This is a genomic window from Mycobacterium asiaticum (genome assembly GCF_001673315.1).
Taxonomy (GTDB): domain Bacteria; phylum Actinomycetota; class Actinomycetes; order Mycobacteriales; family Mycobacteriaceae; genus Mycobacterium; species Mycobacterium asiaticum_B.
Window position 1 is genome coordinate 1 of record NZ_LZLQ01000112.1, and the last position, 14,398, is coordinate 14,398.

6 protein-coding genes are annotated in these 14,398 nt (G+C 66.1%); 4 read left to right on the plus strand and 2 right to left on the minus strand.

The window, feature by feature from the left end; genetic code table 11:
* Positions 1-193: hypothetical protein (locus A5636_RS26885; protein ID WP_216638849.1), on the minus strand; the 193-nt coding region annotated here is incomplete at its 3' end.
* Positions 194-229: 36 nt separating this feature from the next.
* Between A5636_RS26885 and A5636_RS17465 the strand changes: the two genes are divergently transcribed.
* From A5636_RS17465 to A5636_RS17480, 4 genes are all read left to right on the plus strand, one after another.
* The gene (locus tag A5636_RS17465; RefSeq protein ID WP_065159902.1) at positions 230-949 is read left to right on the plus strand and encodes a DUF1906 domain-containing protein; all 720 of its coding nucleotides are present in this window, start codon (positions 230-232) and stop codon (positions 947-949) included.
* 518 nt (positions 950-1,467) lie between these two features.
* On the plus strand, positions 1,468-10,695 hold the full coding sequence (locus A5636_RS17470) for a type I polyketide synthase (RefSeq protein ID WP_065159903.1): 9,228 nt from the start codon (positions 1,468-1,470) through the stop codon (positions 10,693-10,695).
* Between the two features lie 28 nt (positions 10,696-10,723).
* Complete coding sequence (gene acpS, locus A5636_RS17475) at positions 10,724-11,116, plus strand: holo-ACP synthase AcpS (RefSeq protein ID WP_065159904.1); 393 nt, start codon at positions 10,724-10,726, stop codon at positions 11,114-11,116.
* A 384-nt stretch (positions 11,117-11,500) separates the two neighbouring features.
* Entirely contained in the window at positions 11,501-12,937 is a 1,437-nt protein-coding gene (locus tag A5636_RS17480) for a PE family protein (RefSeq protein ID WP_065159905.1), read from the plus strand.
* 71 nt (positions 12,938-13,008) lie between these two features.
* Here A5636_RS17480 and A5636_RS17485 read toward each other — a convergent pair.
* On the minus strand, positions 13,009-14,398 hold a 1,390-nt coding region (locus A5636_RS17485; RefSeq protein ID WP_065159906.1), incomplete at its 5' end, for a DUF2339 domain-containing protein.

Consider the following 14,398-nt stretch of genomic DNA (forward strand, 5'->3'; position numbering starts at 1 on the left):
CGGTGGCGGCAGGCTCGATGCGTTGAGCGCAGGCTCGACGCCGTGGCGGCAGGCTCGACGCACCCAGCGCAGGCTCGCCGCCGTGAGCGCAGGCTCGCCGCACCCAGCGCAGGCTCGACGCACCCAGCGCAGCCTCGACGCCCCAACAACTAGACCGTTGCCAACGCGATGCATAGCCGATCAGCGTGGTCAACGTGACTCCTGGGGTTTGTGTCTTACCCTGTGGCACATGTCCGTGTCCCGACGAGACGTGCTCAAATTCGCCGCGGCCGCAACGGGCCTGGCAGGCCTTGGTGTTGGCGCCGCCACTCTGGATGCCACCCCGGCGTCGGCATCCCTGGGCACCTTGCTGGACTACGCTGCCGGCGTCATCCCGGCCAGCCAGATCAGAGCCGCGGGTGCGGTCGGCGCGATCCGTTATGTTTCCGATCGACGGCCCGGGGGCGCTTGGATGCTCGGCAAGCCGATCCAGCTGGCGGAGGCGCAGGACCTGCACGGAAGCGGCCTCAAGATCGTCTCCTGCTATCAGTTCGGCAAGGGCAGCACCTCGGACTGGTTGGGGGGTGCCGCCGCGGGGGTGCAGCACGCCAAGCGGGGCGCGGAACTGCATGCCGCCGCCGGTGGTCCCGCTGGTGCCCCGATCTATGCCTCAATTGACGACAACCCGTCTTTGGAGCAATACAAGAACCAGATCGTCCCGTACCTGCGGTCCTGGGAGTCGGTCATCGGGCATCAACGAACCGGTGTGTACGCGAACTCCAAGACCATCGACTGGGCGGCCCAGGATGGCCTGGGTGCCTACTTCTGGCAGCACAACTGGGGCTCGCCCAAGGGGTACACCCACCCCGCGGCGCATCTGCACCAGGTCGAAATAGACAAGCGCACCGTAGGGGGCGTCGGGGTCGACATCAACGAGATTCTGAAGCCGCAGTTCGGCCAGTGGGCCTGACGCTCTTTTCTAAGACTCCGATATACCTTCCAGCAAACACTCGTTCGCTCAGTTCGTCGCGTCGGCTACGCGAGTGAATTCTTTGCGCCCAAGCCAATCGGACGGCTGAAGCCCGCCGCGCCGTAAAATTTTCAGATAACGATTTGGTAACAATACTGCTTTGATCTGCGAAGTTATAGCTACTCGACCGTAACCACCTGCATGCAGCACGTTTGTCGGCGGCGCCCGCGCCAGCCGTTTGAACCGGTGTTACCCACGACACGGTTACCCGTGCGTAGAACTCACCAGTAACCAAGCAACGCCAAGAATCCGTATAGACCCTTATGACACTCTTATTGGGACCAAGTGCAGTGGATGGCGCCGCTCGAAGACGTGCCGGCCGCCTGTTCGACGCACTGGTCAGAAGACCATCGGCCGTGATTCGACGCGGAATCGCCCGAAGTTGACAGGCCCGCGGTGCGGGGAGGGGTCCGTAACCGCCGAACGGGCCAGGTAAAGACGCATACAGGGAGAACAAGGTGACTATCCACGAGCACGACCGGGTGTCCGCAGACCATGATGGCAGTGGCTCGTCCAATGCTCGTGCTCTGGTAGATCGCCTGACCGCCGGGGAGCCGTACGCCGTAGCGTTCGGCGGTCAAGGCAGCGCCTGGCTGGAGACGCTTGAGGAACTGGTATCCGGCGCCGGGATCGAATCCGACTTGGCGACGCTGGTCGGTGAGGTGGCGCTGGTTCTCGAGCCGGTCGCCCAAGAGCTGGTGGTGGTGCGTCCTATCGGGTTCGAGCCGCTGCAGTGGGTCCGCGCGTTGGCTGCTGAGGACCCGGTCCCCTCAGACAAGCACCTGACGTCATCGGCTGTATCGATCCCGGGCGTGCTGTTGACCCAGATTGCGGCGATTCGCGCGCTGGCGCGCCAGGGCATGGACCTGATCGAGACGCCGCCGGTGGCGCTCGCGGGACACTCGGCCGGGGTGCTGGCTGTCGAGTCGCTGCAGGCGTCCGGAACACGCGATGTGGAGCTGCTGGCGATGGCCCAGCTGATCGGTGCCGCCGGCACGCTGGTGGCCCGCCGGCGCGGTATCTCGGTGCTCGGCGACCGTCCGCCGATGGTGTCGGTCACCAACGCCGACCCGGACCGCATCGGCCGCCTCCTCGACGAGTTCGCCCAGGACGTTCGCACGGTGCTGCCCCCGGTGCTGTCCATTCGTAACGGCCGCCGTTCGGTGGTCATCACCGGGACTCCCGAGCAGTTGTCCCGCTTCGAGCTCTACTGCAACCAGATCTCGGAAAAGGAAGAAGCCGACCGCAAGAACAAGGTCCGTGGCGGGGACGTCTTCGCGCCAATCTTCGACCCAGTGAAAGTTGAGGTCGGCTTCCACACGCCCCGACTGGCCGACGGCATCGACATCGTCGGCGGCTGGGCGGAGAAGGTGGGCCTGGACGTGGCCCTGGCGCGGGAATTGGCCAACGCGATCCTGGTCGACAAGGTCGATTGGGTCAACGAGATCTCCCGGGTGAACGATGCCGGGGCTCGCTGGATTCTCGATCTGGGTCCCGGCGACATCTTGACCAGGTTGACCGCGCCGGTGATCCGCGGCTTGGGTATCGGCATCGTGCCCGCGGCGACCCGGGGCGGCCAGCGCAACCTGTTCACTGTCGGGGCCACCCCCGAGGTGGCCCGGGCCTGGTCCAGCTATGCCCCTGCCCTGGTCTGCCTGCCCGACGGCAGAGTCAAACTGTCGACCAAGTTCACCCGCCTGACCGGCCGGTCGCCGATCCTGCTGGCCGGTATGACGCCGACCACCGTGGACGCCAAGATCGTCGCCGCCGCGGCCAACGCCGGGCACTGGGCCGAGTTGGCCGGTGGCGGTCAGGTCACCGAGGAGATTTTCGCCAACCGGATTGAGGAGCTGTCCGGACTGCTCGAACCGGGCCGCACCTATCAGTTCAACGCCTTGTTCCTGGACCCCTACCTGTGGAAGCTGCAGCTGGGCGGCAAGCGACTGGTGCAGAAGGCTCGCCAGTCCGGTGCGGCGATCGACGGCGTGGTCGTGAGCGCCGGAATCCCGGACTTGGAGGAAGCCGTCGAGCTGATCGACGAACTCAACGACATCGGTATCAGCCACGTGGTGTTCAAGCCGGGAACCATCGAGCAGATCCGCTCGGTGATCCGGATCGCCACCGAGGTACCCACCAAGCCGGTGATCATGCATGTCGAAGGCGGCCGGGCCGGCGGCCACCACTCCTGGGAAGACCTGGACGACCTGTTGCTGGCGACCTACTCCGAGCTGCGGTCGCGCTCCAACATCACCGTCTGTGTCGGCGGCGGCATCGGCACGCCCGAGCGCGCCGCGGAGTACCTTTCCGGTCGCTGGGCACAGGAGTACGGGTTCCCGCTGATGCCGATCGACGGCATCTTGGTCGGCACCGCCGCGATGGCGACGCTGGAGGCGACCACCTCGCCTTCGGTGAAGCAGATGCTGGTCGAAACCCAAGGCACCGATCAATGGATCAGTGCCGGAAAAGCCCAGGGCGGCATGGCTTCGAGTCGCAGCCAGCTCGGCGCCGACATTCACGAGATCGATAACAGCGCGTCGCGGTGCGGGCAGTTGCTCGATGAGGTCGCCGGTGACGCGGACGCCGTCGCCGCCCGCCGCGACGAGATCATCGCCGCGATGGCCAAGACCGCCAAGCCCTACTTCGGTGACGTCGCGGACATGACTTACCTGCAGTGGCTACGCCGATACGTCGAGTTGGCAATCGGCGCCGGCGATTCCACCGCTGACACTGCAGCCCCGGGCAGCCCGTGGCTGGCCGACACCTGGCGCGAGCGGTTCGAAGAGATGCTCAAGCGCACCGAAGCGCGTTTGCACGCACAGGATTTCGGTCCCATCGAGACGCTCTTCGCCGGTGCCGAACAATTGGAGAACCCCGAGCAGGCCATTGCCACCCTGCTACAGCACTACCCGGACGCCGAAACCGTCCAGCTGCACCCGGCCGATGTGCCGTTCTTCGTGAGTCTGTGCAAGACCCTGGGGAAGCCGGTCAACTTCGTGCCGGTGATCGACAAGGATGTCCGGCGCTGGTGGCGCAGCGATTCGCTGTGGCAGGCGCACGACGCTCGCTACGACGCCGACCAGGTGTGCATCATCCCCGGCCCCGCCGCAGTTGCCGGCATCACCCGGTTGGATGAACCCGTCGGTGAATTGCTGGACCGATTCGAGCAAGCCGCCATCGACGAGATCCTTTCCGCGGGTGTGCAGCCCGAGGACGTGACCTCGCGCCGGCTGGGCCGCCCGGACGTGCGCGGCCCGCTGGCCGTCGTGCTCGACGCGCCCGACGTGTTGTGGGCGGGACGCACCACGACCAACCCGGTGCACCGTATCGCCGAGCCGGGCAACTGGCAGGTGCACGAAAACCGCAGCGCCACACACACGTCAACGGGCGCTCGGCTGCAGGTCAACCCGGACGGCACCAGTGTCGTGCTGAGCGTGCCGATCTCGGGCACCTGGATCGACATTGTCTTGACGTTGCCGCCCAACACCATCGACGGCGGAATCCCGGTGGTTTCCACCGAGGATGCCACCGCCGCAATGCGTTCCGTGCTGGCGATCGCCGCCGGCGCGGACGGGCCGGATGCGTTGCCGGAGGTCCGCAATGGCGCCGCCACTGTCACGGTCAGCTGGGATCCCGAACGAGTCGCCGACCACACCGGGGTCACGGCCACCTTCGGTGAGCCGCTGGCGCCCAGCCTCACCACTGTGCCCGACGCACTGGTTGGGCTGTGCTGGCCCGCGGTTTTCGCGGCGATCGGCGCCGCGGTGACCGATGCCGGTGTGCCGGTGGTGGAGGGACTGCTCAGCCTGGTGCACCTGGACCACGCCGTCCGGTTGGCCGGCCAGCTCCCCACCGTCGCCGCCCAATTGACCATCACCGCAACGGCTTCGACTGCCAGCGACACCGACATGGGTCGGGTGGTACCGGTCCTGGTGACGGTGTCTGGAAGCGACGACGCAACCATCGCGACGATGGAAGAGCGGTTCGCCATCCTGGGCCGCACCGGCGCTGCGGAACTCACCGAGCCGGCCCGGGCCGGCGGAGCCGTCTCGCAGAACGCCACGGACACTCCGCGGCGACGCCGCCGCGACGTCACCATCGGCGCACCGGTCGACATGCGACCGTTCGCCGTGGTGTCCGGAGACCACAATCCGATTCACACCGACAAGGCCGCGGCCCTGCTGGCCGGCCTGGATTCGCCGATCGTGCACGGCATGTGGCTCTCGGCCGCTGCGCAGCATGCGGTGACCGCCACCGACGGCCAGGCCAGGCCGCCAGCCCGGTTGATCGGCTGGACGGCCCGCTTCCTGGGCATGGTGCGACCCGGCGACGAGGTGGACTTCCGGGTTGAGCGGGTCGGAATCGACCAGGGCGCCGAGGTTTTGGAAGTCAGCGCCCGCATCGGTTCGAACTTGGTGATGTCGGCGAGCGCACGACTGGCGGCACCGAAGACGGTCTATGCCTTCCCCGGACAGGGCATTCAGCACAAGGGCATGGGCATGGACGTGCGGGCCCGGTCCAAAGCGGCCCGCAAGATCTGGGACGAGGCGGACCGATTCACCCGTGACACGCTGGGCTTCTCGGTGCTGCACGTGGTTCGCGACAACCCGACCAGCATCATCGCCAGCGGTGTGCACTACCACCATCCCGACGGCGTGCTGTTCCTGACGCAGTTCACCCAGGTGGCGATGGCAACCGTGGCGGCCGCGCAGGTCGCCGAGATGCGCGAGCAGGGTGCGTTCGTCGAGGGCGCCATCACTTGTGGTCACTCGGTTGGCGAGTACACCGCCTTGGCCTGTGTCAGCGGCGTTTTCGAACTTGACGCGCTACTGGAGGCCGTGTTCCACCGTGGTTCGAAGATGCACGACATCGTCCCGCGTGACGAGCTGGGCCGGTCCAACTACCGGTTGGCCGCGATCCGCCCCTCTCAGATCGACCTGCCGGACGACGAGGTCACCGAGTTCGTCGCGAACATCGCAGCGAGTACCGGGGAATTCCTGGAAATCGTCAACTTCAACCTGCGCGGTTCGCAGTACGCGATCGCCGGTACCGTGCGCGGTCTCGAAGCGCTGGAGGCCGAGGTCGAGCGACGCCGCGAACTCACCGGCGGTAAGCGGTCTTTCATCCTGGTGCCGGGTATCGATGTGCCGTTCCACTCGCGGGTGCTGCGGGTAGGGGTCAACGAATTCCGTCGCTCGCTGGAGCGGCTGATGCCGCGCGACAAAGACCCCGAAGTGATCCTCGGCCGCTACATTCCCAACCTGGTGCCGCGGCCGTTCACGCTGGATCGTGATTTCATCCAGGAGATCCGGGATCTGGTGCCGGCTGAACCGCTCGACGAGATACTTGCCGATTACGACACCTGGCGTAATGAGCGTCCCCGTGACCTGGCCCGCCAGGTCTTGATCGAGCTGCTGGCTTGGCAGTTCGCCAGCCCGGTCCGCTGGATCGAGACCCAGGATCTGCTGTTCACCGAGGAAGCCGCAGGCGGCCTGGGGGTGGAGCGGTTCGTCGAGATCGGTGTGAAGACGTCGCCGACCGTAGCGGGCCTGGCCACCAACACTCTCAAATTGCCCGAATATGCCCACAGCACAATCGAAGTGCTCAATGCAGAGCGCGACGCCGCGGTGCTGTTCGCCACCGACACCGACCCGGAGCCCGAAGACGAGCCGGTCGATGACGCCCCCGAAGCCGCAGCGACGGATGCGGCCGCCGCGCCGGTCGAGGCGGCTCCGGCGGCGCCAGCCGCGGCTCCGTCCGGAGGACCTCGTCCCGAGGACATCGGGTTCGACGCGGCGGACGCGACCCTGGCGCTGATCGCCATCTCGGCGAAGATGCGCATCGACCAGATCGAAGAGCTGGACTCGATCGAGTCCATCACCGACGGCGCATCGTCACGGCGCAACCAGTTGCTTGTCGACCTCGGCTCCGAACTGAACCTGGGCGCCATCGACGGGGCGGCGGAGGCCGACCTGGCCGGGCTGCGGGCGCAGGTGACCAAGCTCGCCCGTACCTACAAGCCCTATGGCCCAGTGCTTTCCGACGCGATCAACGACCAGTTGCGCACGGTCCTGGGCCCGTCGGGTAAGCGGCCCGGCGCGATCGCCGAGCGGGTCACGAAGGTTTGGGAGCTCGGTGAGGGCTGGGCCAAGCACGTCACGGTCGAGGTCGCGTTGGGTACCCGCGAAGGCACCAGCGTGCGTGGCGGTGCCATGGGTCATCTGCACGAGGGCGCACTGGCCGACGCCGCATCCGTCGACAAGGTCATAGATGCGGCCGTGGCCGCGGTCGCCGCGCGCCGTGGTGTCGCAGTGTCGCTGCCGTCGGCGGGCGGTGGAGGCGGCGCAACCGTCGACGCGGCTGCGTTGAGTGAATTCACCGACCAGATCACCGGCCGTGACGGTGTGCTCGCTTCGGCGGCCCGGCTGGTGCTGGGTCAGCTGGGATTGGACGATCCCGTCAGCCCGTCGCCGGCGGCGACCGACGCCGAGCTGATCGACTTGGTCACGGCCGAATTGGGCGCGGACTGGCCTCGACTGGTGGCGCCGACGTTCGATGCCAAGAAGGCCGTCGTGTTCGACGACCGGTGGGCCAGCGCCCGTGAGGACTTGGTCAAGCTCTGGCTCACCGACGAGGCTGATATCGACGCTGACTGGGTGCGGCTGTCCGAGCGTTTCGAGGGTGCCGGCCACGTGGTCGCGAATCAAGCCACCTGGTGGCAGGGCAAGTCGCTGGCCGCGGGCCGGCAGATCCACGCGTCGCTGTACGGCCGGATCGCCGCCGGTGCCGAGAACCCGAACCCCGGCCCCCACCACAACGAGGTCGCAGTGGTGACCGGCGCTTCCAAGGGTTCGATTGCCGCATCGGTGGCGGCGAAACTGCTCGACGGCGGCGCCACCGTTGTCGCGACCACCTCCAAGCTGGACGAAGAGCGACTTGCCTTCTACCGCAATCTTTATCGGGATCATGCCCGGTTTGGCGCGGTGTTGTGGGTGGTGGCGGCCAATATGGCGTCGTACTCCGACATCGATGGCCTTGTCGAATGGATCGGCACCGAGCAGGTCGAAAGCCTTGGGCCGCAGTCGATCCACATCAAGGACGCGCAAACTCCGACGTTGCTGTTCCCGTTCGCCGCACCGCGCGTGGTGGGTGACCTGTCCGAGGTCGGCTCGCGTGCCGAGATGGAGATGAAGGTGCTGTTGTGGGCCGTGCAGCGGCTGATCAGCGGCCTGTCCAAGATCGGCGCCGAGCGCGACATCGCGTCCCGGTTGCACGTGGTGCTGCCCGGCTCGCCCAATCGCGGAATGTTCGGCGGGGACGGTGCTTACGGCGAAGCGAAGTCGGCGCTGGACGCTGTGGTGAGCCGTTGGCACGCCGAGTCTTCGTGGGCCGAGCGGGTCAGCCTGGCGCACGCGCTGATCGGTTGGACCCGGGGCACCGGACTGATGGGCCACAACGACGCCATCGTCACCGCGGTCGAAGAGGCGGGTGTCACCACATACTCGACCGAAGAGATGGCGTCGCTGCTGCTGGCGCTCTGCGACGCGGAATCCAAAGTCGCGGCTGCCAGTTCGCCGATCAAGGCGGATCTGACCGGTGGTCTGGCCGAGGCTCAACTCGACATGGCCGAACTGGCCGCCAAAGCCCGCGAAGAGATGTCGGCTGATGCGTCCGGCGGGGGCGACGAGCCGGCCGAGGGCACCATCGCGGCACTGCCGTCGCCGCCGCGCGGCTACACGCCCGCACCCCCACCGGAGTGGGACGATCTCGACGTCGATCCGGCCGACCTGGTGGTGATCGTCGGTGGTGCCGAAATCGGTCCGTACGGCTCGTCGCGGACCCGCTTCGAGATGGAGGTCGAGAACGAACTGTCCGCCGCCGGTGTGCTCGAGCTGGCTTGGACCACCGGCCTCATCCGCTGGGAGGACGATCCCCAACCGGGTTGGTACGACACGGCTTCGGGCGACTTGGTCGACGAGGCGGAGCTGGTGGAGCGCTACCACGACGCCGTTCTGGAACGCACCGGTATTCGTGAGTTCGTCGATGACGGCGCCATCGATCCCGACCACGCGTCCCCGTTGCTGGTGTCGGTGTACTTGGACAAAGATTTCAGCTTCGTGGTGTCGTCGGAGGCCGACGCCCGCGCGTTCGTGGAGTTCGACCCGGAGCACACCGTGGTGCGGCCGGTGCCCGACTCGGCCGATTGGCAGGTGACCCGCAAGGCCGGCACCGAGATTCGGGTGCCGCGCAAGACCAAACTGTCTCGTGTCGTGGGTGCGCAGATTCCGACCGGATTCGACCCGACCGTGTGGGGCATCAGTCCCGACATGGCCAACTCGATCGACCGGGTCGCGCTGTGGAACATCGTCGCGACCGTCGACGCGTTCCTGTCTGCGGGCTTCAGCCCGGCCGAGGTGATGCGCTATGTGCATCCGAGCCTGGTGGCCAGCACGCAGGGCACCGGGATGGGCGGCATGACATCGATGCAGACGATGTACCACGGCAACCTGTTGGGACGGAACAAGCCCAACGACATCCTGCAGGAGGTCCTGCCGAATGTCGTTGCGGCACACGTTATTCAGTCCTATGTCGGCAGCTATGGCTCGATGATCCACCCGGTCGCGGCATGCGCCACGGCTGCGGTGTCGGTCGAGGAGGGCCTCGACAAGATCCGGTTGGGCAAAGCGGAGCTGGTGGTTGCCGGGGGTCTGGACGACTTGACCCTGGAAGCCATCATCGGCTTCGGCGACATGGCCGCCACTGCGGACACCGCCATGATGCGCGGCCGCGGTATCGATGATTCGAAGTTCTCCCGGCCGAATGACCGGCGACGGCTCGGGTTCGTCGAAGCGCAGGGCGGTGGCACGATCCTGCTGGCCCGTGGTGATCTCGCGCTCAGGATGGGTTTGCCGGTACTCGCTGTGGTGGCCTACGCCCAGTCCTTCGGCGACGGTGTGCACACATCGATCCCTGCCCCGGGCCTGGGGGCGCTGGGCGCGGGTCGCGGTGGCCAGAATTCGCAGTTGGCCCGCGCGCTGGCCAAGCTCGGCGTGAGCGCCGACGACGTCGCGGTGGTCTCCAAGCACGACACGTCAACGCTTGCCAACGATCCCAACGAAACCGAACTGCATGAGCGGCTGGCGGATTCGATGGGCCGTTCGGTCGGGGCTCCGCTGTTCGTGGTGTCGCAGAAGAGCCTGACCGGCCACGCCAAGGGCGGTGCGGCGGTCTTCCAGATGATGGGGCTGTGCCAGATGCTGCGCGACGGGGTGATCCCGCCCAACCGCAGTCTGGACTGCGTCGACGACGAGCTGGCCGGGTCCGCGCACTTCGTCTGGGTACGCGACACGCTGCGTCTGGGCGGGCAGTTCCCGCTCAAGGCCGGCCTGCTGACCAGCCTTGGATTCGGCCACGTGTCGGGTCTGGTGGCGTTGGTGCACCCGCAGGCGTTCATCGCTTCGCTCGAACCCGGGCAACGTGCCGACTACCAACGGCGTGCCGATGCTCGGCTGCTGGCCGGGCAGCGCCGGCTGGCCTCGGCCATCGCCGGCGGCGAGCCGATGTACCAGCGGCCGCCTGACCGTCGTTTCGACCACGACCTACCGGAGAAGCCGCAGGAAGCCTCGATGTTGCTCAATGCGGCCGCCCGGCTCGGCGACGATGACGCCTACCGGGTGTCCGCCGAATGAGTCGGCGCATCCGTTAATCTGGCCAGCCATGGGCATCGTCGGGATCGGGATTGACCTTGTCTCCATTCCGGATTTCGCCGAGCAGGTCGACCAGCCCGGGACTGTCTTCGCCGAGACGTTCACTCCGGGCGAGCGCCGCGACGCATCCGACAAGAGTTCGTCGGCGGCGCGTCACCTGGCGGCTCGCTGGGCGGCGAAAGAGGCGGTGATCAAGGCGTGGTCGGGTTCGCGCTTCGCGCAGCGTCCGGTGCTGCCGGAAGATATCCACCGCGACATCGAGGTGGTCACCGACATGTGGGGCCGGCCGCGGGTGCGGTTGAGTGGTGAGATCGCCAAGCACCTGGCCGATGTGACGATCCATGTGTCGCTGACCCACGAAGCCGACACCGCCGCCGCGGTGGCGATCCTCGAGACTTTGTAAGCGCGTCCCTGTTCGCGCGGTGCTCAGCGGAGACCTGTTGCACATGCGCCAAGCGGGAGTTAGGCTGGCGGAAGCCTACATTACTCGGCGGTAAGTTACTGGCTGGTTCGACCAGCATGGATCGCGCCCGGCAATTGAACGGGGCGCGTACAGCTAATTCAGCCGAAGTGTCGGCAGCCCTTTGTTTTCGTGCATAGTTTCGGCCCCAAATCCACCGGATTTGGGGCTCTAAGTGCAGCTCTAGATGCATTCTTAATGGTTGGGTAAAAGATCCTGTCAATTCCCTGGGAAAGCTGGCATCTGTCTAATTGCGGCCTAAGTTTTTGGGTGCTGGTGACTAGTGGTCATGATGTCGAACGAGAGAAAGGGAAGAATGTGCCATATGTGAGCGCAGTGCCGGAGCTTATTGAGGCCGCGGCAACGGACTTGGCGGGGCTTCGGTCGACGATAAGCCAGGCCACCGAGTCCGCGACGGCCGCAACCACCTCGGTGCTGCCGGCAGCGGCTGACGAGGTCTCCGCATTGGTCGCCCAGCTCTTCGGCTCTCACGGCCAGGATTTCCTGGCAACCAGCGCCCGCGCCGCAGCCTTCCATGACGAATTCGTGAATCTGCTCAGTGGTGGTGCCGGACAGTACGCTGCCGCTGAAACTGCAGCTCAAGCCCTCCTAGGTGGAACCGCCGCCGGTGCACCGGCGCAGAGCATCGCATCTTTCGCAGCCACGGTTGCCGCCCCCTATGAGACGTTGTTCGCCAACACCACGGCCAACCTCCAAAGTCTTGGCAGTGCCGTCTCGGCGAATCCAATGCCGTTTCTGCGTCAACTAATTTCGAATCAGGCAGGTTATGTCCAAGCCGCTGGCGCCGGGTTCGTCAATGCGATCCAGAATCTGCCTTCCGCAATAGCGAATTTGCCGACGTATGTCCAGAACAGTCTGCAGAACCTGGCAAGCTTTCAGCCCGGCGCCTTGGCGCAGTCCATTATCAATAATCAAATTGGCTACCTCAACACGATATCGACGTCGCTGCAGGCCGCGAATCAGGACTTTCTTACTGGATTACAAGGATTGCCGGCAAGTTTTCAGGCCGCGGGCCAAGCCTTTCAGGCGGGCGATGTCAATGGGGCGATCAATAATCTTGCAACGGGGTTCCTGAGGCCATTCATCAGTGGCTTTACTGGCGAACTCCTTGACTCTGGGCTCGTTCCCGTCAACCCAACCGGGGCCGTCGGAGATCTGATGCCGATTCTGTCCATTCCCGGGCAGATGGCGCAGAATTTCACCGCGCTGCTGCCGCCCGGGTCAATCCCGGCGATGATCTCTCAAAACGTCACCAACCTCATCAACACGGCGACGGACACGTCGCAGTGGATCAGTCTCAACGTCGCCACCCTGCCCATCCCGCTACATGTCGGCCTGCCCTTGGCTCTCGGCCTGGATGCGATAGGTCCGTTCATCACTACCGGGGACGCCGTGCAGTCGAGCCTGACGTCGTTCGCCGGCGCGGTGCAGACCGGCAACGTGGCAGGGGCAGCGGCCGCGGTTCTCGGCGCACCCGCCGTGATCGCCAATGGTTTCCTGAACGGGCAAACCATGCTGCCGTTGAACGTTGAGGTTGCCTTCCCATTTGGCGGCTCGCTCAACTCGACCACTTATCTTCCGTTGGGTGGCATCCTCAGTCCGCTCCAAACCGGCCAACTCATCACGGACATCGACCCGGGCGTGCCGTACCCGCTTGGCGGGAGCCAGTTCGGCGGCATCATTCCGGGCCTGTTGGCCTACCTGCCGGAGCAATTCGCGCGTGCCATCGGAGCAACCACTTAGTCAGCCGAGCAGACGCGGAAGCCCCCGACACGCCGAGCGTGCGGGGGCTTCTGCGTCTGCTGGCGGTTGAGCTAGCGGGCCAGGCTGCGGGCATAGCCGGCGCCCATGCTCAGCAGTACCAGACCCACGATGATGAAGGCCGCCACCCGGAAGATCCCGTCCAGCGTCGCCAAGTCGAACAGGAACAGCTTGGCGGTTGCCGCTCCGGTCAGTGCGAGTCCGGCGGTGATCGGCTCGGTGCGGCGGTCGCGGTCGTCGAGGCGCAGCGCGTAAACGAACAGTGCTGCGGCCCCGCCGGTCCAGCAGATTGTGGCCGCCATGTGCCCGGCCAGGAATCCGCCGCCGGTACCGCCGAGCAGGACACCCGCGGTCACGGTGAACGCGGTGACGGCATAGGCGATCAGTGCCGCGGCCGCCGCGATCAGCAGGCCGCCGGAATCGGAATTCTGTTGGATGGCAACGTATGTCCGCGTCATGACTACCGCGAAGGCGACGACGAGCAGACTGGCCGCCAAAGTGGACGTCGCCACCGAGGTCGGCATCGCGGTGGCCCGCACGAGCGCACTCAGCGGAGCGTAGCTGTAGAACAAAAGAATACCGATGACACCGAAAGCCGCTGCGATCCAACGTGCTACCGCATCTTGTCGTCCGGCAATCGCGACGACCAGGGACAGAGCCAGCAGCACCGGACCTTCGACGTAGCCGGCGAAGGCCACGGTCAGAGCGATCAGCGCGGAGATTGCCGACCACACGGACCAAATGCGGGTAGCGATCAGTGGGTGGTTGCCCAGTAGCGTGACGACCAGCATGCCTATCGCCAACGCGGCGGCCATGGTCGCGGCCAGCATGCGATCGACGGCGATCGCGCTGGCCAGCACCGGTACCGTCCCGGCACACGTCAGCAGCGCCAGCGCCGCTGCGTTTTTGGCTGTAGGCAGCAGAATCAGGCAGCCGGCGATGGCAGACAGAGCGGCCACGGCGCACATTCCCCCGAGCAGCCAGGTGTTGTCGTGCCGGCTGACTGCGACCAGGGCCACCAACAGCGGCAGTGTGGTCGCCGCAACCCGGGCGGAATGCATCCACACCCAGTCCTTGCCCAATTGCACCGGCAGGGTCGCGGCCGACAGCGCGAGCATGAAGCTGACCAGCAGCAGGTCCACACTTTGGGTGATGACCGGTGCCAGGCCGATGAGCGGCACCAGCACCAGCAGCGCCAGGTGCTCGGAGTCCCAGCGTCTTGCCAGTGTGAGGCCGGCACCGCCGACCACGGCGGCCAACACCAACCCGACCGGTGCCGAGAGCCACTTGTAGACGGTGACAACCGCGATGACGTCCAGGTATGCAGTTGCGATTCCAGTGGCGGCCAACGCGATCGCGCCGATGCGACCACCGGGCCGCCCTAGCAGGCGAGCAGCCACGGCGACGAGCGCTACAGCCAGGGCACCGCCCCCGGCCACCCGG

Coding starts and splice junctions, on each gene's coding strand:
- acpS (WP_065159904.1), top strand. CDS start 10,724: ATGGGCATCGTCGGGATCGGGATTGACCTTGTCTCCATTCCGGATTTC.
- A5636_RS17465 (WP_065159902.1), top strand. CDS start 230: ATGTCCGTGTCCCGACGAGACGTGCTCAAATTCGCCGCGGCCGCAACG.